This is a genomic window from Promicromonospora sp. MS192 (assembly GCF_049532985.1).
GTDB lineage: Bacteria > Actinomycetota > Actinomycetes > Actinomycetales > Cellulomonadaceae > Promicromonospora.
Genome location: NZ_CP186693.1, coordinates 863,468 through 887,504, shown reverse-complemented (window position 1 = coordinate 887,504; position 24,037 = coordinate 863,468). Strand labels below are relative to the sequence as shown.

General features: G+C 73.6%; 16 protein-coding genes. 8 read left to right on the top strand and 8 right to left on the bottom strand.

Annotated elements, in window-relative coordinates; translation table 11 throughout:
- Positions 1–36: 36 nt before the first annotated feature.
- Positions 37–1,218, top strand: coding sequence for an ROK family protein (locus tag ACO229_RS03990; RefSeq protein WP_423463851.1), 1,182 nt, complete (start codon positions 37–39; stop codon positions 1,216–1,218).
- Positions 1,219–1,444: 226 nt separating this feature from the next.
- Here ACO229_RS03990 and ACO229_RS03985 read toward each other — a convergent pair whose 3' ends face one another.
- The 3 genes from ACO229_RS03985 to ACO229_RS03975 form a co-directional block, all read right to left on the bottom strand.
- Positions 1,445–4,837 (bottom strand): CARDB domain-containing protein, encoded by a 3,393-nt coding sequence (locus tag ACO229_RS03985; protein ID WP_423463850.1) that lies wholly within the window; start codon positions 4,835–4,837, stop codon positions 1,445–1,447.
- A 372-nt stretch (positions 4,838–5,209) separates the two neighbouring features.
- Positions 5,210–7,990, bottom strand: coding sequence for a hypothetical protein (locus ACO229_RS03980; protein ID WP_423463848.1), 2,781 nt, complete (start codon positions 7,988–7,990; stop codon positions 5,210–5,212).
- A 176-nt stretch (positions 7,991–8,166) separates the two neighbouring features.
- Positions 8,167–9,042: an oxidoreductase gene (locus ACO229_RS03975; protein ID WP_423463846.1), complete on the bottom strand. Its 876-nt coding sequence runs from the start codon at positions 9,040–9,042 to the stop codon at positions 8,167–8,169.
- 149 nt (positions 9,043–9,191) lie between these two features.
- Here ACO229_RS03975 and ACO229_RS03970 point away from each other — a divergent pair, with 149 nt between their 5' ends.
- Positions 9,192–10,055: a LysR family transcriptional regulator gene (locus ACO229_RS03970; protein ID WP_423463844.1), complete on the top strand. Its 864-nt coding sequence runs from the start codon at positions 9,192–9,194 to the stop codon at positions 10,053–10,055.
- A gap of 46 nt (positions 10,056–10,101) precedes the next feature.
- Entirely contained in the window at positions 10,102–11,085 is a 984-nt protein-coding gene (locus tag ACO229_RS03965; protein ID WP_423463843.1) for a hypothetical protein, read from the top strand.
- On the opposite strand, the gene ACO229_RS03960 is transcribed toward ACO229_RS03965, so the two are convergent.
- The gene (locus tag ACO229_RS03960) at positions 11,058–12,062 is read right to left on the bottom strand and encodes a squalene cyclase (protein ID WP_397430639.1); all 1,005 of its coding nucleotides are present in this window, start codon (positions 12,060–12,062) and stop codon (positions 11,058–11,060) included. The genes ACO229_RS03965 and ACO229_RS03960 overlap by 28 nt on opposite strands.
- A 426-nt stretch (positions 12,063–12,488) precedes the next feature.
- On the opposite strand from ACO229_RS03960, the gene poxB reads away from it, so the two are divergent.
- The gene (gene poxB / locus ACO229_RS03955; RefSeq protein ID WP_423463842.1) at positions 12,489–14,222 is read left to right on the top strand and encodes a ubiquinone-dependent pyruvate dehydrogenase; all 1,734 of its coding nucleotides are present in this window, start codon (positions 12,489–12,491) and stop codon (positions 14,220–14,222) included.
- A 52-nt stretch (positions 14,223–14,274) separates the two neighbouring features.
- A complete protein-coding gene (locus tag ACO229_RS03950) occupies positions 14,275–14,676 on the top strand; it encodes a RidA family protein (protein WP_397418354.1) in 402 nt (133 codons plus the stop codon).
- 33 nt (positions 14,677–14,709) lie between these two features.
- On the opposite strand, the gene ACO229_RS03945 is transcribed toward ACO229_RS03950, so the two are convergent.
- The 4 genes from ACO229_RS03945 to ACO229_RS03930 form a co-directional block, all read right to left on the bottom strand.
- Positions 14,710–16,836, bottom strand: coding sequence for an iron ABC transporter permease (locus ACO229_RS03945; RefSeq protein ID WP_423463841.1), 2,127 nt, complete (start codon positions 16,834–16,836; stop codon positions 14,710–14,712).
- A gap of 6 nt (positions 16,837–16,842) precedes the next feature.
- Positions 16,843–17,868, bottom strand: a complete 1,026-nt coding sequence (locus tag ACO229_RS03940) for an iron-siderophore ABC transporter substrate-binding protein (protein ID WP_397418350.1) — start codon at positions 17,866–17,868, stop codon at positions 16,843–16,845.
- A 163-nt stretch (positions 17,869–18,031) separates the two neighbouring features.
- The gene (locus ACO229_RS03935) at positions 18,032–18,850 is read right to left on the bottom strand and encodes an ABC transporter ATP-binding protein (protein WP_423463840.1); all 819 of its coding nucleotides are present in this window, start codon (positions 18,848–18,850) and stop codon (positions 18,032–18,034) included.
- Positions 18,851–18,943: 93 nt separating this feature from the next.
- On the bottom strand, positions 18,944–19,516 hold the full coding sequence (locus ACO229_RS03930; protein WP_397418346.1) for a TetR/AcrR family transcriptional regulator: 573 nt from the start codon (positions 19,514–19,516) through the stop codon (positions 18,944–18,946).
- 85 nt (positions 19,517–19,601) lie between these two features.
- On the opposite strand from ACO229_RS03930, the gene ACO229_RS03925 reads away from it, so the two are divergent.
- The 3 genes from ACO229_RS03925 (at position 19,602) to ACO229_RS03915 (ending at position 24,036) form a co-directional block, all read left to right on the top strand.
- Positions 19,602–20,483, top strand: a complete 882-nt coding sequence (locus ACO229_RS03925) for an SDR family oxidoreductase (protein WP_397430642.1) — start codon at positions 19,602–19,604, stop codon at positions 20,481–20,483.
- A gap of 137 nt (positions 20,484–20,620) precedes the next feature.
- The gene (locus ACO229_RS03920) at positions 20,621–21,409 is read left to right on the top strand and encodes an ABC transporter ATP-binding protein (RefSeq protein ID WP_397430643.1); all 789 of its coding nucleotides are present in this window, start codon (positions 20,621–20,623) and stop codon (positions 21,407–21,409) included.
- Positions 21,409–24,036 carry an ABC transporter permease gene (locus ACO229_RS03915; RefSeq protein WP_423463837.1) on the top strand — a complete coding sequence of 876 codons (2,628 nt, stop codon included), beginning with the start codon at positions 21,409–21,411 and terminating at the stop codon, positions 24,034–24,036. Before ACO229_RS03920 ends, ACO229_RS03915 begins: the two co-directional genes overlap by 1 nt.
- Position 24,037: the final 1 nt, after the last annotated feature.

Below are 24,037 nucleotides of genomic sequence, written 5' to 3'. Positions count from 1 at the left end.
CGGGACGCCGCACCCGGGCCCGACCACGAGGTTCCCATGAGCGCACCACCTCCCCCGGCGGCCCCGCGCCGCCCGCTCCTGCGCACGGCGGCGTCGGCGGAGATCTTCACGCGCATCATCACGCACGGGCCGGTCAGCCGGATCGAGGTGGGGCGGCTGACCGGGCTCTCCCCGGCGAAGGTGACCAAGACCGTCAGCCCGCTGATCCGCGACGGCTTCGTCACGGTCGGCGAGCACGCCGAGAGCTCGTCGCCCGGGCGCCCCGTCTACCCGCTGAGCGTCGTGCCGCGCTCGATGCTCGCGATCGGCATCAAGGTGAACGCCGACGAGCTCGTCGGTGTCGCGGTGAGCATCGGCAACGAGGTGCTCACCTCGGTCCGCCGCCCGCTGGCCCGGCACGACCCCGACACGGTGGTGGCCGAGATCGTGCGCTGCGCCCGCCGGCTGGTGGACAAGCTCGGCGACAGCGCCGACCGGCTCGTCGGCCTCGGCGTCTCGGTGTCGGGCGAGGTCGACACCGCCTCCGGCGTCGTCCGCCACTCCCCGCTGCTCGGGTGGTCCCACGTGCCCCTGGGGGCGCGTGTGGCGCGGCAGGTGGACCTGCCGGTGATCGTCGAGAACGACGTGCGCGCCCTGACGAAGTCCGAGCAGTGGTTCGGGCTGGGCGTGGAGGCCGAGAGCTTCGCGATCGTCACCATCGGCGCCGGCATCGGCTGCGGCATCTCCGTCAACCGCGACGTGCTGGTGGGCGCGCACGGCGTGGTGGGCGAGATCGGCCACCTGCCGCTCGCCCCGCCGGACGCGCTGTGCGTGTGCGGGCGCCGGGGCTGCGTCGAGGCGGTCGCCTCCTCGGGGGCGATCCGTGACGCGGTGCGCGCCGGTCACGGCGACCCCACCCTCACCCTCGCGGACGCCGTGACCCTCGCGCACGACGGCGACCGCACCGCCGTCGACGCCTTCAACCGCGCGGGCACGGCGATCGGGGCGGCTCTCGCGGTCACCGTGAACCTCGTGGACCCGGAGGTCGTCGTCATCGCGGGCGAGGGCGTCATGGAGTACGACCTGTACGAGCGCCGCATCCGCGAGGAGTTCGCCGCGCACGCGTTCGGCGCGGCCGCGAGCTGCCGCCTGGTGGTGCGGCGGCACACGTTCATCGACTGGGCGTGCGGCGCGGCGGTCGCGGCTTTCCGCGACGCCCTCCGGCCGGCGTCGGCCTGAGCCAAGGTGCCGGGTGGGCCGAACCACGTTCGCCTGTACGCCGCGGATGCCGGCCCTGCCGAATCGTTCGGCTGAGCCGGCATACGCGACGCTCAGGCACACACGGTGCAGCCCACCCGGCACCTCGTCACACGGGCCTCCGTCCGTCCGCACCGGTCGGCGCTCACCGGTGCGGACGAGACCGCCGCCCACGGGGTCGACGGCGGCAGAGGCCCTGCCTACGGCCCTACTGCCCCGTGAAGGTGAACGGCGAGCCCGGTTCCTTCTCGATGTCACCGTCGCGGGAGTTCGTGACGGTCACGTTCGACAGGATCGCGTTGCCACGGGCACCGGCCATCGCGAGGATGCCGGAGCCGTTGTTCGACCGGTCGATCCGCACGTTCGTGATCCGGACGTCGGGCATGTTGCCGCCGCCGTTCTTGAACTGGATGCCGTCGTACGTGGAGTCGACGATGTCCGTGTCGCGGATGGTGACCCCGGTGATGTCGTGGGTCTGCGGGAAGATCGTGATCGCCCCGAACTCCTGGTCCTCGTTCCAGAACGCCCCGCCCGTGCGGTACAGGCCGTTGTTGGCGATCAGCGTGGTGCCCGAGAACGGCAGCGGGTCGTGGTCGGTCGCCAGCATGATCCCGGGGTAGTTCATGGTGTCGTAGACCAGGTTGTTCTCGACTGTGTTGTCGTAGCCGCCGTAGATCGCGATGCCGTTGGCGCGCCACGGGAGCTGGACGGTGTTGTTCCGGAACGCGTTGTCGTGGCCGATGTCGACGTTGCGGTCCTTGACGTACGGGTTGGCCCAGACGGCCAGCGCGTCGTCACCCGTGTTGCGGAACGAGGAGTTGAACACCAGCGAGTTGCGCGTGCCGTTGCTGAAGTTGATGCCGTCCGCGTAGGTGTTGCGGATGCGCATGCCGGAGAACTCGACGCCGTCGCCCGGCCCCCACAGCTCGGGGATGTTCGAGTAGTCGCGACCCACCCAGACGCCCACGTTCGCGTGCTCGATCCACACGTTGGTGATCTTCGTGTTCTGGCCGAACCGCCCGTTGAGGCCGACGCCGCCCTCCTGCTGGCCGTTGTCGCCCCGGATGTCGCCCGAGCCGAAGATCGCGATGTCGGAGATCTGGACGTTGTCGTCGATGTCGAACCCGAAGTTGCCCTCGTGCGGGTGGTTGATGACGCCCGGGGCGAGGTGCGGCTTGATCAGGCTGTAGAGCTGCGAGTGCCACATGCCCGCGCCGCGGATCGTGACGTCGCTGATGCCCACCTGGTTGTGCGTGCCGCGGTCGAGCGGGTCGTCCGTGAGGATCTTCTTCTCCTGGCGCCACTGGCCCGCCGGGATCCACACGCAGTCGATCTCGCCCTCCTGGTTCGCGGTGACGGCGGCCTGGATGGCGGCCGTGTCCTCGAGGCCGTCGTTCGGCACGGCGCCGTACTCCGTGATGGAGGTGCACTCCGCCGGCTTGGCGGTGGGCGGCGCGACCTGCTCCAGCTCGACCAGGTCGATGACGTAGAACGCGGCGTCGTCCCCGGCGTCGCGCTGCAGCCTGAACTCCGTGCCCGCCGGGAACGAGCGGCCCAGCAGGGCGTGCGACTCGTCGAACAGGCGCCGGGCGTCGCCGCCCGGGGTGTTCGTGAGGCCTTCGGGCTGGTCGGTGGTGCCGTACAGCCACGAGTGCTTCGAGGAGAGCGTCAGCTTCTGCACGAACTGGCCGTCCGCGTAGAGGCTGATGGTCTTCTCCTGTCCCCCGCCGCCGGCGGCATCCGGGATGGAGTTGCGCACCACGATCGAGTTGGTCGGGGTGGTGGACGTGAACTGCACGTACTGGCCCGTGCTGGTCAGCCGCACCGACTCGCGGCCCGACGACTCGGTGGCGAAGTTGGTGTGCCCGAACGTGCGCAGCGGGTCGGTCTCCAGCAGCGTGCCGGTGTACTGCCCGTCCTCGGCCTCGTACGTGGTGTACGGCACGGCGGCGCCGCGCCCCACGGTCACCGCGAGCGTGCCGGTGTTGTTGTCCTCGTTGGTCTCGTCGACGACGTCGGTCGCGTCGGCCGTGGCGGTCACGGTGACGCCGCCGTTGGTCGCCGTCCACGTCGCGGACGGCGTGACGGTGACGGTGCCGCCCGCGGGGACGGCCGGCGTCGTGCCGCTCAGGGTGGTCGAGCCCGCGACCACGCGGGTGACCGAGCCGGCCGCGACCGGCTCGTCGCCGCGGTTGCGCACCTGCACCGAGAAGGACACGGCCGCGCCGACCGCAGGGTTGGCCGGGTCCGAGGACACCGACACGACCTCCAGGTCGGGCCCGGGCGCCTCCCCGACCACGAGCTTGGCCGGGGCCGTGAAGGCGTTGTCGGTCTCGTCCTGCTCGGCGACCTCGTCGTCGGGGTCGACGACGGCGCCCACCGTGTACTCGCCGGCCGGCCGGGTGCCGGCCGCGACCTCCACCTGGGCGGTCGCGCCGGGCTGGAGCGCGGCGACGTCGGCCGAGCCGGCCGTGCTGCCGCCGACCTTCGCGTCGAGCGTCGTGGCCGCCGAGGCGAGGTCGCCCGTGTTCTTGACGGTCGCGGTGAGCGTCACCGGCGTGGTCGCGGTGGGCGATGCCGGGGCGGTGGTCACCGCGGTCACGGTGAGGTTCGGGTTCGGCGCCGGGGTGCCGTAGACCTCGAGCTCCGCGACCTGCCCGTTGCCTGCGCCGGTGTTGCCGGTGAACCGCAGGCGCACGTCCGTCACGGTGCCCGTCAGCGGGATGTCCACCAGGTTGCCCGTCGCGGGCGCGAAGGCGTAGCCGGCCGAGGCCTTGAGCTCCTGCCAGGAACCCGTGCCGGTGCGCCCCCAGACCGAGAACGTCTGGGTGCGCGGACCCCACGCGCCGTCCGGGTTGAGGCGCACGCGCGCGCTGCCGAGCTGCGTGGGTGCGGCCAGGGAGACGTCGAGCGTGGCGGGGTACTGCCCGCCGGCGCCCTCCCAGTAGGTGCCGGCCTGCCCGTCCACGGCGTTCGCGGCCACGTACGTCCACTCGGCCGACGACGCGACCGCCGGGCGGCCGGCGGCGTAGTTGGTGCCGGTCGGGTCCGGCGGGTCGGTGGGATCGGTCGGGTCGGGGTCGCCCGTGGGGGTGCCCCACACCTGCAGCTCGGAGACCTGGCCGTTGCCCGCGCCGGTGTTGGCGGTGAACGCGAGCCGCACCTCGTCGGCCGCGCCGTCGACCGGGATCTCGACCCGGTTGCCGCTCGCGGGGTCGAACGCGTAGGCGGCCGGGGCCTTGAGCGTCCGGAACGCCGACTCACCGTCGGACCGGCCGAGCACGCTGAACGTCTGCGTGCGCGGCGACCAGGCCGCGGGCGGCGGCAGCGTGACGACGACGCGGTCGACGTCGGCCTCCCGACCGAGGTCGACCGTGAGGTGCGCCGGGTACTGCCCGCCCGCCCCCTCCCAGTAGGTGCCGGTGTTCCCGTCGTTGGCGTTGCCCGCCACGTAGTCCTGCGTCACGGACGACGCCGTGATCGGCGCGCCGAGCGCCAGGTTCGTGGCGTCCGCGGCCTGTGCGACGGCGGCCAGGCCGAGCGGGGCGACCAGTGCCAGCGCGGCGCTCGCCACGACCGTGTGCTTCCAGGGGATTCTCATGAACGTCCTCGTTCTCCCGCCGGGGCGGGCGTCGTCCACCCGCGGGCTGCGTCGCCCGACGACGGCACGACCGGCTGGTCCGCGTCGACGTCCTGGGTGGGTCGGGTCGGCGCCACCGAACCAACCCGCGAGGAGCCGGTACACCGGAGGCGAGAGTGAAGAGTTGCAGCACGTGCACTGCTTTGTGCTCGTTGCCTGTCAATTTCTTGCAGTCTTGCGGTCTGGATATTACGAGGGCGAATCCGGGCCGTCAAGAGCCGGCGACACGCTCCGCAACGCACGCGAGCTCGGTCGGTTGCCTCGAGATCGGTCCGCCGATGGACCGATCTCGAGGCAACCGACCGAGCTCGCTGTGCCTCTAGGCCGTGCTGGTCAGGGGCGACCCGGGGTCAGCACGTCCACGCCGTCCAGCGTGTACGTGCCGCTGACCACCCGGACCGTGACCGTGTGGGGATGGTTGCCGAGGTCGCGCAGCCAGTACGACGTCTCGCGCGTGCCGGCCGGCCCCACCTGCACCGTGCGCGGCGGGCCGCCGTCGACCCGCACCTCCAGGGTGGCCGCAGCCGTGGCGCCGAAGAGGTTGAGCCCGGTGCCCCGGAAGGGGACGGTCACGGAACGGCCCGCGGACAGCACGTGCTGCGTCCGGTTGAAGTGGGCGTACCCGGCCTGTGTGAACGTGAACCCGTCCGGGTAGGTCAGGCGCGGGTCGGCGTCGTCGATCTTCTCCGAGGCCCACGCGTACCCCTGGACCGGCGTCACCGCGAGGTTGTCGTAGCGGGTGTTGTAGAACCCGCTGGTCAGCGCGATCCGCCCCGCGAGCACCGGGTTGGCCGACGAGTCCGTGTACTGCCGGAGCCGGACGCCGTCGAGCGTCGCCGTGACGACGTTCCCACGCGCCTCGACGGCCAGCCGGTGCCACGCGGCCGCGTCGAACCCGGCCACCGCACCCGAGGCCACGACCTGGTCGAGCTTGCGGAGCTGCCACCGGCCGTCCTCGTGGACGCGGACCGCGTACGTGGCCTGGTCACCGCCGCGCGCGTACGTCTGCCGCACGCCGAGTCCCGCGTAGTTCGCCAGGCTCGCGTCGCGGTCCACGCCGTCCAGGCGGAAGTCCACGGCGGCCGCGTAGTCGGCCCAGCGGTGGTCGCCCAGCACCGTGGACGGCGCCGCCGTCTGGAGCACGTCCTGCCGGCCGTTGCCCCAGACGTTCCAGGTGAAGCCGCGGTTGCCCGCGTGGATCTGCTGCTGGAGCACGTGCCCACGGCCGGTGTCCACCACCTCGAACGCGCCGTCCTGGTCCGCCGTGTAGCGCGGCGTGCCGCCGCGGCGCTCCAGGTAGGTCATCTCACGCCCGCCGACGGTCGTGACCGGGTACCCGTCGTACTCGAAGTCGTCGCGGTACGGCAGCGGGAGGATGGTGTCCTCCGCGTCCGGCGCGAGGTCGCCCGGCACGTACTCGGCCGTCGCACCGGAGGTGCCGTGCGCGAGCGTCGACAGCGTGAGGATGGAGTAGGCGGGCACCTCGACCTGGTAGACGTCGTGCTCCACGCCGTCGATCGTCTCCGTGCGGACCGGCTCGTAGACGCCGGTGTTCTGGAAGTAGTTCGCGTCGTGCTCCTGGCCGGCGTCCGGCCCGCGGGTCTCCCACGCGTACAGCGGGCGGCCACGCTCCCCCAGGTCGGCCACCTTGACCTCGAAGTACCGGTCGGTGCGGGTGTTGTTGGCATGCACCTGGGACCACTGGGCGGCGCCGTCGGCGTCGGCGGGCGTGCGGGCGGTCAGGACCGTGCGGGTGGACGTGTCGACATTGGTGCCGCCGTCGCCCTTGGTGCCGTCACCGCCCGTGGCGCCCTCGACGTACTCCCAGCCGTCGCCGACGAACTGGTGGAAGTGCCGCACGGCGACCAGGCCGACGTCGCCCTCCCAGTAGCCCGACCACGGGTCGGAGGCCCGCACCAGGTGCTTGGGCGAGTACTGCGTGCCCTCGTACATGGCACTGACCGCGGGCTGGAACAGGAACGTGGTCATGTGCGCCGGGTCGCTCCCGGCGCCGCTCCAGCGGTAGGCGTTGATGAACCGGTCCGCGATGTCGGCGGCCGAGACCGTGCCGCCGACGCCGCCCCGGGAAGGGTCCGCGGCGAGGCGGTACTGCGGGTCGATCATCGGGGCCACGCCCTCGGAGTACAGGATCTCCTTGCCGAACTCCTTGTTCAGCCGGGTCACATTGGGGCCGCCCACGATGTCGTAGTGGTAGCCGAGGGCGTCGATCTGCTCCAGGGCCGCCGGGTCGGCCAGGATGCGCGCCGCGACGGCGTCGCCCTCGCGGTAGGAGTCCAGCGCCACGATCTTGATGTGCGAGTAGTCGTAGCGGGCGTCCGGCGCCGCCGCGTCCCGCTCCAGCCACTGCGCGAACTGGACCGTCCACGCCAGCTCGGCCGCCTGATACGTACTGCCCCGCACCTCGTTCTGCGACGGGCTCATCCAGTCGAGCTCGACACCGAACGTGTCGTACGCGGCGTCGATGGTCTCCTTGTACCACTGGTAGCGCTTCACGGGATCGTTACCGGTCCAGGACGGCTCGCCCCAGCGCAGGGCCTCGGTCTCGATGTCCGGGTTGATCGACAGCGCATCGGCGATGAAGTGGAAGCCGGCGCCGCGCAGCACGTTCGCGGGCTCGTCGGCGCTGCGCTTGGTGGCCGGCTCCGCGCCCGACGACGAGTTGCTGTCGGCGCCGAGCTCCACCTTGATGTGCTTGAGCCCCGCGCCCGTGACCGGGTCGAAGAGCATCCGCATGATGCGCCAGTAGGCCTCGGGCTGCTCCTCCTTGTAGTCGAGCAGCAGCTTGCTGGTGTTGTTGCAGGACACCGAGCCGAACCCGCCGAACGTGTTGTACGCGGTGCCGTCGGCGCGGCGCTCGACGTCGTCGCCGTCGACCAGCAGCTCGCGCCAGTCGATCGACGGATCGTCGAGGCGGAGCACGGGCAGCGCGGCGGCATCGCCCGTCGGACCGAGCACGGTGGCCGACGGCGCGGCCGCGGCCGGCCCGCGCGGGGAGCTCGCGCTGGCCGACGGGGCAAGGAGGCCACCCGCGGCGAGCGCGAGGGCTGCGGCGACGGCCGTGGATCGGGCCGTGCGGGGGTGCGGACGTGGCATGAGGCACTCTCCGTCGTCGTTGACTGGGAACGGCGCACGGAGCGGCGATCAGCGATGATCGTTTCTGATCGCTTGAGGCCGCCGCTCTGCGCGCTGCTTGGCCAGAACCTAGGACGGACCCCGCAACACGGTCAACATTCTGATCGATAGTGATCGAATGCCGTAGCCGGCGCTCCCTACCGGCCGCCGATCCGGTCCAGCTCCGCGACGTCCTCCGGCCCGAGCACGAGACCCGCACCGGCGACGTTCTGCCGCAGGTGTGCGATCGACGACGTACCCGGGATCAGCAGGATGTTGGGCGAACGCTGGAGCAGCCACGCCAGCGCGACCGAGATCGTGGTGGCGCCGAGACGCTCCGCGACGGCGGTCAGGGCCTCGGACTGCAGCGGGCTGAACCCGCCGAGCGGGAACCAGGGCACGTACGCGATGCCCTGCGCGGCGAGCCGGTCGATCAGCTCGTCGTCGTCCCGGTAGGCGAGGTTGTACATGTTCTGCACGCTCACGATCGGCGCGATCGCCTGGGCCTCGGCCACCTGCTGGGCGGTCACGTTGGTGAGGCCGAGGTGCCGCACCAGGCCCTCCTGCTGCAGCTCGACCATGGTCTCGAACGCCTCGGCCAGCGACTCCTGGTGCCGCCCCTGCCCGTTGCCGAGCCGGAGGTGGACGAGGTCCAGGGCGTCGAGCCCGAGCGACTCCAGGTCACCCTGGACCTGGGCGCGGAGCTGCTCCGGGCGGCGGGCCACCGGCCACCCGCCCTGCTCGTCCCGGGTGGCCCCGGCCTTCGTGATCACGTGCAGCGAGTCCGGGTACGGGTGCAGGGCCTCGCGGATGAGCCCGTTGGTGATCCACGGCCCGTAGGCCCCGGCGGTGTCGACGTGCGTGATGCCGAGCTCGACCACCTCGCGCAGGACGGCGAGCGCGCCGTCGCGGTCGGCGGGCGGGCCCAGCACCCCGGGGCCGGCGAGCTGCATGGCGCCGTAGCCGAACCGGGTGACGGTCATGTCGCCCAGGGTCCAGGTGCCGCCGGGCAGGGTGGGGGTGGTGGTGCTCACGTGGTGGCCTTCCGTCAGGGGGGTCGCGGAGGGCGAGCGGTCTGCCGCCGTCCGGCCCCACGTCGATCGTGCGGCCCGTACCGGCGGGGCGTCCAAGACCGGTTCGATCGGTCCTGATACCCCAGCGGTATCACCGATATCCTGCGCCCATGGACGCACTGGAGACGCGCGAGCTGAGGTACTTCGTCGCCGTGGCGGAGGAGCTGCACTTCGGTCGCGCGGCCGAGCGCCTGAACATGGCCCAGCCGCCGCTGTCCCGCGCCGTCCAGCAGCTCGAGCGGCGCCTCGGCGTCGTGCTCCTCGACCGGGACCGGCGCGGCGTGTCCCTCACGGCCGCCGGGCGGACGCTCCTGGGCGAGGCCCGGGTCGCCCTCGACGCCGTCGAGGCCGCGGCCCGCCGCACCCGCCGGGCCGCGACGCCGGATCCCGGCCTGGTGCTCGCGACGAAGGCGGGTGCCGCGCACGAGCTGCTCAAGGAGCTGCTCGACGCCCACGCCGCCCGGCCCGGCGCCGCCCCCGTCGAGGTGCTGCTGTGCGAGATCGGCGGGCAGCACCAGCTCCTGCGCAGCGGGCAGGCCGACGTCGCGATCGTGCACGCCCCCTACGACGTGCTCACCGGCCTGGACACCGTCGAGATCCGCACCGAGGGGCAGGTGGCGATCGTGCCCGGCTCCCATCCGCTGGCCGCACGCACCAGCCTGACCCTGGCCGAGGTGAGCGACGTACCCGACCTGCCGATCGCGCGCTGGCCGCTGCACGACGGCACCTACCCGCCCGGCCCCGGCCCCGAGGTGCGCAGCCAGTCCCAGCTCGCGCAGCTCGTCGCGCTCGGCCGCACGCTGCTGGTCATCCCGGGGTCCAGCCGGGCCTGGCAGTGGCCGGAGCACGTGGCGGTGCCCGTCGTCGACGCCCCCGAGGTGACGACGCTGCTCGCCTGGCCCGCGGGCGTCCGGTCAGCCGCGCTGGACGACCTGGTGGACACCGCGACGGGGCTGGCCGCGAGCGCCCGGTAGGGGTCCCCTCGGGCGCCCGGTCCCCGTGCAGCCCGGGGGCCTCGACATGACCGCGGTGCTCTGCTTCGATGACGAGGTGGTCAGGCACCTCACGTGGGAACTGGACCTTCGCGAACCAACCGGGCCGCAGGACGACGGAGCGCACCGAGCGCGTCCCGGCGGACGGCCGCTGGCGTCGGCATGGGCCGAGCTTCCGACCTCGACGCGCGCCGTCTGTCTCACCCTGCCGCCGGCCGGGGCCGCGCTCTCGATCGTCGGCCTCGCCGGGGACCTGCGCGGTTGGTGGGACGGGCTGGGGTTCGCGGCAAACCTGCTGTCCTCGCTGACGGGGCTCCTGTTCGCGGTGCCGTTCGCACTCGTCGTCGTCGGGCGCCTCGCAGAACACCAGGACGACGTCGCAGAGCGCCGTCGGGTCGCCCGGATGTCTCGGCGCGAGTGGGACCTGATCGAGGCCGCCTGGGGCGAGGCGGCACGTCTCGCACCCCACATGCTGGACCTCTGCCGTGCCCGGGCGCTGCCGGCTGGTTCTGGACTCACGCAGGCCGTCAGGTTCACCCACCTGACCCGCGAGGTCAACGCCGAGCTGCGCCACGTCTCCGGACTGTGCGGGCAGCTGCCCACCCGATGGGACTCGGCGGAGGCCGGGCTGAACCAGCGCCGGATCGAGGTCGGCCTCAACCCCCTCCCTGCGTCGTGCGCCGCATTCCTCAGGAGGGCGGCGGACGAGTTCGCGGCGCTCTACGCCGCGTGCCGTGAGGAGCCGTCCTTGGCTTCCCTCGACCGGGCGGGCACCTCGTTCCAGGCTCTGGAATCCATGGGTTTGTCAGGCGACACGAGCGGACTGGAACCGTTGCAGCAGACCTTGCTGTTCGACGTCGAGCCACGGCCGCTCGGGGCGAGCCCCGACCCGTCAGCGGGCTCCTACGAGAGCATCAGCCGGCGCCTTCGACGGTCGCCCCGGCCGTTGCCACGTGTCTCGCTGCGTTCTGACGTTCGCCCCCGTCAGGGTTCGCGCCCCGACCCGACCTGAGCCGTGTCCCACCAGGCCAGCACCCGGGCCGCGTGGAACGTCAGCCACCTCGACGGCTCCCCGGCGTCCACGTCGACTTCGAACCACACCCGCCCCGGGTGGCGGCGGGCCTGGAGCCAGGTGCCGTCCGGCCGGCGCTGCGCGCGGACGTGCTCGACGGCGTCCGCCAGCCGCGGGTCGGGCGGTGTGCCGCGCAGCACCGAAGCAGCACGGAAGTAGTCGGTGGCGCTGAGCACGTCGTAGAACGAGCGGAACGGGTAGGCGAGCCGGAACACCCAGTCGCCGAACGGCTCGCCGGTCGACAGCCGCCGGATCAGGTGCCGCGCCAGCAGGTACTCCTCGGCGCGGGCCTGGGCCTCGCGGGTGGCGTCGGTGCCACCAGTGGCCGCCTCGTGCGCCAGCAGGCCCTTGAGCCCGTTGAGCGTGGAGCGGACGGAGGCGCGGGTCGACCCCTCGACCCACTCGCAGTTCCAGCCGCCCTCGGCCGCCTGGTGGGTGACGAACCAGTCGGCGATCCCGCCGACGTCCGCCCCGAGCCACACGCCGTTGGCCAGGGTGAAGCCGTTGATGCAGGCGTCCACCTCGCCGTCCCAGTAGGGCAGGTCGTCGTACTCCCAGCGGGCGTTCGCCGCGATGCGCGCTGCGGTGTCCCCCAGCACCCGGGCGGGCACGCCCCACTCGCGCAGGCTGGTGAGCGACCACGTGGTCGCCGTCCACGGCTGCCCGGCGCCGGGCTGGGCCTCGGGGCCGTGGAAGTCGAAGCCGGCCGGGAAGAACGCTCCGCCGGCCCAGGTGCCGGCGTCGTCCTGGAGCGCGAGCAGGCGTGCGCCGAATCCTTCGGTGGCGACGCGGGCCCGTGTGGCCTGCCAGACGGCGTCGGGCTCGCCCGCCAGGTCCCGCTCGACCTGCCAGCGCAGGGCGGGGTCGCTGTCGAGCAGCCAGGCCAGGACGGCGCCGGGTGTCCGCGAGGAGGTCATACCCCACGGTAGGCCGGGCGGGGCCCTGACATCGGTCACATGCACCGACTGCCCCGGCGTGTTCGGTCGCTTGCCTCGAGATCGGTCCGCTGATGGACCGATCTCGAGGCAAGCGACCGACATGCGCTCCTGGACCGGTGCATCTGACCGAGGTCAGCGGGGCCTTGCAGGCCGGCAGGCCAGGCAGGCCAGGCAGGCCAGGCAGGCCAGGCAGGCCAGGCGGGCCAGGAACCCAGGAACCCAGGAACCCAGGAGGCCAGCAGCCAGCAGCCAGCAGCCAGCAGCCAGGAGCCAGCAGCCAGGAGACCCGGCGGCCGGCGGCCGGCGGCGTTGCGACCTCCCCGGGGCGGGCTTAGGTTCGGGTGGACCTGCCGGCCCGGCCTTGGCCGGGTCGCCGGCAGGGCCGCAGCCGAGACGGGAGCATGCATGCCGAACGTCGCCGAGACCATGGTCGAGATCATCGAGGACGCCGGCGTCGAACGGGTCTACGGCCTGCCGGGCGACTCGCTGAACGGGTTCACGGACGCCGTCCGCCGCAGCGAGCGGCTCACGTGGCAGCACGTGCGGCACGAGGAGGCGGCGGCGTTCGCGGCGGGCGCGGAGGCGGCGCTGACCGGCGAGCTCACGGTGTGCGCGGGCAGCTGCGGGCCGGGCAACCTGCACCTCATCAACGGGCTCTACGACGCCCAGCGCAGCCGGGTGCCGGTGCTCGCCATCGCGGCGCACATCCCGGCGGTGGAGGTGGGCAGCACCTACTTCCAGGAGACGCACCCCCAGGAGCTGTTCCGCGAGTGCAGCGTCTACACGGAGCTGGTGAGCACGCCCGAGCAGCTCCCGCGGGTGCTGGAGATCGCGATGCGGACGGCGGTCGAGCGGCGCGGTGTGGCCGTCGTCGTCGTGCCGGGCGAGATCTTCCTGGCCGAGGGCGCGGACCGCAGGAGGTCGGCGCCCCTCCGGGCGTCGCGCAGCGTGGTGCGGCCCGACGACGACGGGCTGCGGCAGGCGGCCGAGATCCTGAACGCCGCCAAGCGGGTCACGATCCTGGGCGGCGCGGGCACGCAGGGCGCCCACGACCGGGTGCTCCAGCTCGCCGGCCGTCTCAAGGCACCGATCGTGCACGCGCTGCGCGGCAAGGAGTTCCTGGAGTACGACAACCCGTACGACGTGGGCATGACGGGCCTGCTCGGCTTCTCCTCCGGCTACCGCGCCATGGAGAGCTGCGACGCGCTGCTGATGCTCGGTACCGACTTCCCGTACCAGCAGTTCTACCCGTCGAAGGCGAAGATCGTGCAGGTCGACCTGCGCGGCGAGCAGCTCGGCCGGCGCACTCCCGTGGACCTGGCCCTGGTGGGTGACGTCGGTGACACCCTCGACGCCCTGCTCCCCCTGCTGGACGACCACCGGGACCACAAGCACCTCGACTCCTGCCTGAAGCACTACGCCAGGGCCCGCAAGGACCTCGACGACCTCGCGGACAACGACCGCAACCGCGAGCCCATCCACCCGCAGTACGTGGCACGGCTGGTCAGCGAGCTCGCCGACGACGACGCGGTGTTCCTGCCCGACGTCGGCTCCCCGGTCGTCTGGGCGGCCCGCTACCTGACGATGAACGGCCGACGCCGGCTCGTCGGGTCCTTCAACCACGGGACGATGGCCAACGCCCTGCCGCAGGCCGTGGGCGCACAGTCGGCCTTCCCGGACCGGCAGGTGATCGCCCTGGCCGGCGACGGCGGGCTCGCGATGCTGCTCGGTGAGCTGCTGACGCTGCGGCAGAACCGCCTGCCGGTGAAGATCGTGGTGTTCAACAACTCGTCGCTGAACTTCGTCGAGGTGGAGATGAAGGCCGCGGGCTTCGTGAACTTCGGCACCGATCTCGACAACCCGAGCTTCGCCGACGTCGCACGCGCGGTGGGCATCCACGGCCAGCGCGTCGAGCAGCCGGACGACCTGGAGGGCGCCCTGCGTACGGCGTTCGAGCACGACGGCCCGGCCCTGGTCGACGTCGTCACGGCGCGCCAGGAGCTGTCGATCCCGCCGGCGATCACGGCGCAGCAGGTCAAGGGGTTCACGCTGTACGCGATCCGCACCATCCTGTCGGGGCGCGGCGACGAGCTGGTGGACCTCGCGGACACGAACGTGTTCCGGCGGCTGTTCGGCTGACCGCGAGCCGGTCGCGCCGGCAGTGTCAGTGGCTCGTGCGAGCATCGGGCACATGACCTCGATCCAGCGTCTCCGCCCCGAGGGGCTCGTCGCCAGCCCCGCCTTCAGCCACGTCGCCGTCGTCCCGCCCGGTGCGACCACGATCTACGTGGGCGGCCAGAACGCCGTCGACGCCGACGGCGCGCTCGTCGGTGCCGGCGACGTCGCGGCGCAGTCGGTCCGCGCCCTGGAGAACGCGGGCGTCGCGCTCGCGGCGGCCGGTGCCACCTACGCCGACGTGGTGCAGTGGACGGTGCTCTTCGTCGACGGCGTCGATCTCGCGGCCGCCTACGGCGCGATCGCACCGCTGCTGGCCGCCGAGGAGCCGCCGTTGGTGCTCGGGGCCCGCGTCGCCGGGCTCGGGGTCCCGGGCGCGCTCATCGAGGTCAGCGCGATCGCGGCGGTGGTGCGCTGACGTCACCGTCCCGCGCCGGCGACGCCCGCGGGTTCACGCCCGTGACCGCGCCAGCAGCCACACGAAGTACGGCGCCCCGAGCAGCGCCACCACGAGCCCGGCGGGGAGCTGTGCCGGGGCGATGACGGTGCGGCCGAGCGTGTCGGCCAGGCCGAGCAGCACCGCCCCGAGGAGCATCGCCACGGGCAGCACGCGGGTGTGCCGCGCGCCGACCAGGGCCCGCGCCGCATGGGGCGCGACGAGCCCGACGAACCCCACGACGCCGACGGCCGTCACGCTCGTGGCGGCCAGCCCGGCCGCCAGCGCGAGCACGAGCAGCCGGGACCGCTCCAGCCGGACGCCGACCAGGCGTGGCGTGTCGTCGTCGAGGGCGAGCAGGTCGAGCTCGCGCCGCACGACCACGGCGAGCGGCAGGGCGAGGGCCAGCACCACCACGACGGGCAGCACCTGCTCCAGCGTGCGCCCGTAGGTGGTGCCCGACAGCCAGGTGTAGATGCGCGGGGTGTTCCACGGGTCGGCGCGCAGCAGCAGGAACGTCGTCAGCGCCGTGGTGAGGTAGCCCAGGCCGATGCCGATGAGCACGAGCCGGTCGGCGTGCAGGCCGCCGCGCCAGGCCAGCAGGTACACGAGGGCGAAGGCGAGCAGGCCGCCGAGCACGGCCGCCGTGAGCATGCCGCCGGTGCTCGCGGCCACGCCGTTGCCCCACGCGGTGCCGGCCACGGCCGTGACCACGACCACCGCCCCCAGGCCCGCTCCCCCGGTGATGCCGAGGATCCCGGGTTCGGCCAGCGGGTTGCGGGCGGTGGCCTGCACCATCGTGCCGGCCAGGGCGAGGGCGGCACCCGCGGCGAGGGCGGCCAGCACGCGCGGCGCGCGCTCGTCGAGCGCGAACCGCACCACGGCCGGTCCCTGGTCCTGGAGCCACAGCGCGATGTCGCCGGTGCGGAGCCACGTGGACCCGGCGAGCAGCCCGAGCAGCGCCACGCCGGCCGCCAGGGCGACGCACACCGCGAGCACCACGGCGAACCGGCGTGTGCTGCGTGGTCCGGCCGTCGCCGCGGGCGGGCGGCGGGACGGCCCGGCGTCGCGCAGCCGCCGCGCCAGCAGCACCATGACCAGCGCGCCCGCGAGCGTGGTGGCCACGCCGGTGGGCACCGACAGGGCGTCCTCGGCGCCGAGCAGGGCGCGCACGACGGCGTCGGCGAGCAGCACGACGAACGCGCCGAGCAGGCCCGCGGCCGGCAGCAGGATCGCGTGCCGGTGCAGCGCGGGGACCACCCGGGCCAGCAGCCGGGCGACGACGGGCGCGGCCAGCCCCACGAACCCGAGCGGTCCGGCCAGGGTCACGGCCGCGGCGGTGAGGAGCACAGCCAGCAGCACGCCGACGGCGCGGGTCGAGCGCACGGGCACACCGAGCGCGCCGGCCGTGTCGTCGCCGAGGCCGAGCACGTCCAGCCGCCGGGAGATGAGCAGCCCGCCGGCGGTGGCGAGCACCACCACGGGCAGCGCCCGCCAGAACGCGGTGAGGTTGAGCTGGGTCAGGGAGCCGCTGCCCCAGGCGAACAGGCCCGTCGTCTCGTTCTCGAACAGGATGAGCAGGGCGGACGCCGCGGCCTGCAGCGCGAGCGCGACGGCGGACCCCGCCAGCACCAGGCGCGTGGACGACGATCCCGCGCCGCCGGCCAGTCCCAGCACGAGCGCCGCGGCCGCGATGCCGCCCGCGAACGCGACGGCACCGGAGGCCCACAGCGGCACGGCGATGCCGAAGGCGGCCACGGCGACCACCGCGACGTAGGAGCCGGCGGTCACCGCCAGCGTGTCCGGCGAGGCCAGGGAGTTGCGTGCGATCGACTGGAAGAGCGCCCCGGCCACGCCGAGGGCGAACCCGACGGACACGCCCGCCGCGAGGCGCGGCAGGCGTGAACCGACGAGGATGTCGCGGACCGCCGCGTCGTCGCCCGCGGACGAGCCCGTGAGCAGACGGAACAGGTCCGCCGTGCCCACGCCGGACGTGCCCTGCGTCAGGTGCCAGGCACCGACGGCGAGCACGGCCAGCGCGAGCACCACCAGGGTGGCGCCGCCCGTCGCCCAGGCGGCGGGGCGCGACGCCGGGGCCTCGGGCAGGGTCCGGGCCGGGGAGGGCGACTGCGTGGCGGTCACGGCGGACTACTCGGTGAACGTGTCGACGTAGGCGTCGACGACCTGCTCCGCGGAGCGCGGGCCGCCGAACGTCCAGATGCCCTCCGGGAACGCCTGCGCGCGGTCCTCGGTGACGGCCGGCAGACCCGCCCAGACGTCGTTCTCGGTGAGCTCGCCGGTCCAGTCGCCGTCGGGGTCGCTGGTGCCGGTGTACAGCAGGTTCGCGTCGCCGACCTCGGTCATGCCCTCGATGTCGGACTGCCCCAGGCCGTAGGCGGGGTCCACCTCGCCGGTCCAGGCGTTGGTCAGGCCGAGCTCCTCGCCGATCTCACCGATCAGCGAACCCTGCCCGAAGGGACGGATGGCGACGTTGCCGCCGTCGACCCAGCCGTCGAAGTACACGAAGTCGGTCACCTCGGGGGCGGCCGCTGCGATCGCCTCCTTGCCCTGTGCCAGGTGCTGCTCGAACTCCTCGGTGACGGCCTCGGCCCGCTCGGTGCGGCCGGTGGCCTGCGCGATGAGGTCGAACGTGCCGAGCATGTTCGCGATCGGGTCGGCGGCGTCTGCGCCCTTGGTGGCCAGCACCGGGACGTCGTAGGCCTCCAGCTTGGCGATGATCTCGTCGTCGGGCGTGTACGCCTCGACGATCACCAGGTCCGGCTCGGTGGCGTAGAGGGCGTCGAGGTTGGGCTCACCGCGCGTGCCGACGTCGGTGACGCCCTCGGGCAGCTCCTCGGCGGTCACCCAGGTGCCGTAGCCGGCGACGTCGGCCACGGCCACGGGGGTGACGCAGAGGCTCAGCAGGTCCTCCGTCTGCTGCCACTCCAGCACGGCGACCCGCTCGGCGGGCTTGTCCAGCTCGACCGTGCGGTCGAACGAGTCGGTCAGCGTCACGGGGTCCGTCGACGTGGTCACGTCGGCGCAGTCGCCCGAGGCGGCCTCGGCGGGGGCCGACGACGCGGCGGCGCCGGGGTCGGTCGTCCCGCAGGCCGCGAGCGTCAGCGGCAGGAGCAGGAGGGCGCCCGTCAGGGCGGCCTTCGTACGCAGGGACATGGGTCTCCTCGTTCTCGTGGCGTGCGCCGCGGGCGCACACCGGTCGGTGCCGACACGCTGCGCGGTGCGGCGGGCGGTGTCGGGGCGGGACCGTGCGTCCCGCGGTACGGCAGGGGGTCGCGGGCGCCGTCGGCGCCCGGGGGGCTGGAGGTCGGGTGGACGGTCAGCGGGTCCGGCCGTGGTGACGGCCGCGCGGGTGCACCCGGACGCGACCGGTCCCCGGGTCGGTGGTGACGTCGATGGGCAGGCCGTACGCGTGCGAGAGGTGCTCGCCGGTCAGCACCTGCGCGGGCGGCCCGGACGCGAGCACGCGGCCCTGGTGCAGCAGGACCACCGAGTCGGCGACGGAGGCGGCGTGGTCCAGGTCGTGCAGCACGATGCCGACGGCGGTGCCGTGCTCCTCGGCGAGGTCGCGCACCAGGTCGAGGGTCTCGACCTGGTAGCGCAGGTCGAGGTGGTTGGTGGGCTCGTCCAGCAGCACGACGCCGGTCTCCTGCGCGAGGCAGGTGGCCAGCCAGACGCGCTGCAGCTCGCCGCCGGAGAGCTGGTCGACGCCCCGGCGGGCCATGCCGGTCACGCCGGTGATGGTCATGGCGCGGTCGATGGCGGCACGGTCGGCATCGGTCAGCGCGGCGAACCGGCGGCGGTGCGGGTGCCGGCCGAAGGCCACGACGTCGTGCACGTCGAGGCCGGCCGGGTGCGGGCGGGACTGGGCCAGCAGCGTGACGCGGCGCGCGAAGTCGCGTGCGGACAACGGTGCGACGTCGACCGCGTCCTCGGGTGTGCTGCCGAGGCTGACACTGCCCTGCTGCACGGGGTGCAGCCGGGCGAGCGAGCGCAGCACCGTCGACTTGCCGGAGCCGTTCGGGCCGACGAGCGCGGTGACGACGCCCGGCGTCAGGTGAACGGCCACGCCGTGCACCACGGTGGCGCGCTGGTAGCCCAGCACGAGGTCATCGCCACGCAGAGCAGTTGGGGTCACGCAGGTAAGCCTAACCTCACTTACCTCCACTCCAGGACGGACTCCACGGGTCGAGACGGGCTTTTCACCCACCTGCCGGGGAGAGCGAGAACCTCAGTCCAGCGCCGCGCCGGCCGCCCGGATCTCGTCGAGGGCAGCCAGCGCGTACGGGGCGAAGTCCTCCTCGCGCTCGGCCTCCGACCACCGCGCGAAGGCGCGCTTGAAGGCGAGGACGCCCAGCTCGGCGGCGAGCTGCGCCGTCGTCTCCGGGACGCCCCGCTCCCGCAGGGCGCCGGTCATGGCGGCGGCGAGGCCGACGCTCTTGAGCGCGTCCCGCTCCTGCAGCTCGGTGCTCGCGGCGACCGCGGCCTTCAGGCGCGGGGCGATCTCCCGGTTCATCGGGCCGAACGCGCTCGACGCACGCTCCAGGCCGGCCGCCACCGCCGCGAGGGGGCCCGCGCCGTCCGGCGCTCCCGCGATGCCCTCGGTCAGCAGGGTGCTCAGCGTCTCCTGTCCCGCCACCAGCAGATCGCGCTTGTCCGGGAAGTACCGGAAGAAGGTGCTCTTGGTGACGCCCGCCCGCTGGACGATCTGCGCCACCGTCGTCGCGTCGTACCCCTGCTCGGTGAACAGGTCGACCGCCGCCACGACGAGCCGCTCCCGTGCCCCTGGTTCCCATCGCGCCATGCGTCCATCCTATGTGATGGGACTCTTGTCCCATCACTCTGGTACGGTGATGAGACAAGAGTCCCATCACCTTCGGGAGTTTGCCATGCACGTCTTCGTCACCGGTGGCACCGGCCTGGTCGGGTCCGCCGTCGTCGCCGAGCTCCTGGCGGGCGGCCACAGCGTCCTCGCCCTGGCCCGCTCCGACGCGTCCGCACGAGCCGTCGAGGAGGCCGGTGCCGAGCCGCTCCGCGGCGACCTCACCGACCTGGACACCCTGCGCGCCGCGGCCGCTCGTGCCGACGGCGTCGTCCACCTCGCCTTCGGCAACGACTTCAGCAGCGCGGAGGCGCTCGCCCGGTGCGTCGCCGAGGAGGGCGCCGCCCTGGCGACGCTGGGCGACGAGCTGGCCGGGAGCGACCGGCCGTTCGTCGTCGTCTCGGGGACGCCCGTCGCCCCGGGCCGCCCCAGCACCGAGGCCGACCCGCCGTCCACGGACGGGCCGGTCGGCGGCCGCGGGCGGGCCGTCACGGCCGTCCTGGACCTGGCGTCGCGCGGGGTCCGCAGCTCCGCCGTGCGGCTGCCGCGCACCGTGCACAACCAGGGCGACGGCGGGTTCGCCGGCATGCTCACGGGCATCGCGCGCCGGACGGGAGTCTCCGGCTACCCGGGCGACGGCACCCAGCGCTGGCCGGCCGTCCACGCCCTCGACGCTGCCGTGCTGTTCCGGCTGGCCCTGGAGAAGGCGCCGGCCGGCACGTCCTGGCACGCCGTGGCCGACGAGGGCGACCAGGTGCGGGACATCGCGGCCGTCATCGGACGGCGCCTGGGCCTGCCGGTCGAGCCGGTGCCGCAGGACGCCTTCGGACCGCTCGGCCCGGTGTTCGCCGCGGACCAGCCGTCGTCGGCCGCCCGGACCCGCGAGGAGCTCGGCTGGGCACCGACGCATCCGGGCCTGCTGGCAGACCTGGAGAACATCCGGCCCTGACGCCGGCGGTGGTGCCGCCCGCGCGGCGGCGCCACCGGAGCCAGGGTCCGGGGTACGACCTGGGTATGACCTGCCGCCCGGCAGGATCGGACCCGGGCCGGACGCGGCCGCGCACGGCGCTGCGTAGCGTCGGCGGCATGGACCTCACCGAGAATGTGCACGGAGCGTCGCCCGTCGTGCGGGCCCGTTCCCTGACCAAGACCTACGGCCGTGGCCAGGCCGTGGTCCAGGCCCTGGACGGCGTGGACGTCGACTTCGAACAAGGCCGCTTCACCGCGATCATGGGCCCCTCCGGATCCGGCAAGTCCACCCTCATGCACCTGCTGGCCGGACTCGACTCCGCCACCAGCGGACACGCCTACCTCGGCACCACCGACATCACCACCCTCAACGACAAAGCCCTCACCCACCTGCGCCGCGACCGCATCGGCTTCGTCTTCCAGCAGTTCAACCTCCTACCCATGTTCACCGCCGAACAGAACATCACCCTCCCGGTCGAGCTCGCCGGCGGCCGCATCGACCACACCTGGCTGACCACCCTCGTGGACACCCTCGGCCTGACCGGACGCCTGACCCACCGCCCCGGAGAGCTCTCCGGCGGACAACAGCAACGCGTCGCCATCGCCCGCGCCCTGATCGCCCAGCCCGACGTCGTCTTCGCCGACGAACCCACCGGCAACCTCGACTCCCGCTCCGGCGCCGAGGTCCTGTCCTTCCTACGCCGCTCCGTGCGCGAGCTGGGCCGCACCATCATCATGGTCACCCACGACCCCTCCGCCGCCGCCTACGCCGACCGCGTCGTCCTGATCGCCGACGGACGCATCGCCGGCGACATCACCGACCCCACCCCCGAATCCGCCATGGCCGGCCTCGACGCCCTGCGCACCCTCGAACCCGCCATCACCACCACCCGAACGGGCGCGTGATGACCACCCCCACCACACCCACCACCCGCTACCCCACCGCACGCCTCACCCTCGCCCAGATGCGCCGCAGCACCGGACGCCTCACGGCCGCCGGCGTCGCGATCCTGATCAGCACGGCGTTCGTCACCGTGACGCTGCTGGCCGGCGCCGTCATCAACGGCACCACCCACGACATGGTCGCGGCCGGGTACGCCCGGGCCGACGTCGTGGTCTCCACCCCCGAGACCGAGCCCGGCGGGTTCACCCCCGGTGACGTCGACGCCGTGGCCGCCCTCGACGGTGTCGGCGCCGTGCAGCCCGTCACCACCTGGTTCGGCGACCTGCGCAACGGGGGCAAGGGCGGCTTCCAGGCCTTCGCGCCGATCCCGGCCGACGACCGCCTCTCCCCGCTGGAGCTGGCCGACGGCGACTGGCCGTCCGCCGACGGCGAGGTGGCCCTGACCACGAGGGTCGCCGACCGCATGGAGGTCGGCGTCGGCGACACGGTCACGCTCACGCGCACCCTGTACCCCGAGGGCTGGGCCGACAGCACGGCCGACGACCCGTCCGCCGAGCTCGGCGAGCCGGAGGACGTCACGCAGGAGCTGACCGTGACCGGCCTCGCCGACGACCCGTACGGGGCCTACACCCCCTACGGCGGCGTCGCCGCGGTGCCCGCCGCCACGCTCGACGCCTGGAACGCGGACGAGCCCTACCCGAACCCGGTCACCGAGCTGCTCGTCGCGCTCGACACCCCGCTCGACGGTGCCGCGGTCCCGGCCGACCTGCGCGAGTCCGTCACGGCCGCCACCGCCGGCGCGGGCGGCACGGTCTCCGTCCGGACCACCGAGGAGGTGGCGGCGGAGCAGACCGCCGAGCAGACCGGTGGCCAGGACCTCGTCTTCCTGGTGTTCGTGCTGACGTTCGCCGCCATCGCGCTGCTGATCGCCGCCATGGTCATCACCAACACGTTCCAGGTGCTGGTCGCCCAGCGGGTCCGCACGCTGGCGCTGCTGCGCTGCATCGGCGCGGGGGCGGGTCAGCTCTACCGCAGCGTGCTGCTGGAGGCGGCGATCCTCGGCCTCGTCGCGTCGGCGGCGGGCATCGTCGTGGGCGCCGGGCTCGCCCAGGTCGCCCTCCTCGTGGCGCCGTCGTTCGACCTCGGCGTGCCGCTCCCGGAGACCATCACGCTCACGTGGCAGGCGGTCGTGCTGCCGCTCGCCGTCGGCGCGGGCGTCACGGTGCTGGCCGCGCTGGCGCCGGCCCGCTCGGCCACCCGCGTCGCTCCGCTGGCCGCCCTGCGGCCGGCCGACGCCCCCACCCTGCGCGCCCGGACGGGCCGCGCCCGGCTCGTCATCTCGATCCTGTGCATGGTCGGCGGCTTCGCGGGCCTCGCGGTCGGTGTGGCGCTCGGGATGAACGGCTCCCCGCAGTTCGGGCTCGTCGCGGCCGTGGGCGGCGGATCGCTCGCGTTCTTCGGCGTCGTCCTCAGCGCCGTCCTCTGGCTGCCGCGGGTCGCGGCGGGCCTGGGCGGCCTGGTGTCGCGGACCGGCCCGGCCGCGCGCCTGGCCGTCGCCAACACGCTGCGCAACCCGCGGCGGACGGCGGCGACCTCCACCGCGCTGCTCATCGGCGTCACCCTCGTCACCATGATGTCGACCGGGGCGGCGAGCGCCCGGATGTCGGCCGACAGCCTGCTCGACGAGACGTTCCCGTACGACGTCAGCGCGTCGCCGTCCGACCCGAGGTACCTCCAGGACGTGCGCGACGCCGTGGCCGGCTCCGACGGGGTCACCGACACCGCGCTGGTGAGCAGCGCGACCGTCACGCTCGCCGGTACGCAGGACTCGGACGTCACGGCGGCCGAGCCGGACGACCTCGCGGCCGTCGTGAACGTGAGCGACGAGGCGCGGCGGCTGACCGACGGCACGGTCCTGCTGACCCAGGACGCCGCGGACTCGCTGGACCTGGCCTCGGGCGACCGCGCCACGGTCGAGGGGCCGGACGGTTCCGTCGACCTGACGGTCGTCATCACCACGGCGGAGCCGCTCAACCACATGATCACGGCCGCCGACCTCGCCCGGGTCACGGATGAGGCGGACTGGACGGACGTCTGGGCGCACATCGACGGCTCGGATCCCGCGGCGGTGCTCACGGACGTGCAGGACGCCGTGGCCCAGGCGGACGGCGGGGCGTTCGTGATGGGCCCTGCGGCGCAGGCCGCGCAGTTCCGCCAGGTCGTGGACGTCATCCTCGGCATCGTGGTGGGCCTGCTCGCGGTGGCGGTCGTGATCGCCCTCATCGGCGTCACGAACACGCTGTCGCTGTCGGTGATCGAGCGCACCCGGGAGTCCGCGACCCTGCGGGCCATCGGGCTGAGCAAGGACCAGCTCCGCGGCATGCTCGCGGTGGAGGGCATGCTCATCGCCGGGGTCGGCGCGGTGCTCGGCATCGTGCTCGGGCTGGTGTTCGGCTGGTCGGGTGCGGCCACCGCGCTGTCGCTCATGGGCGACGTGCGGTACGCGGTGCCGTGGACGGACATCGCGCTGGTCCTGGGCATCGCCCTCGTCGCGGGCCTCCTGGCGTCGGTGGTCCCGGCGCGGGCGGCGGTCCGCACGTCGCCCGTGGCGGCGCTCGGCGTGGAGTGAC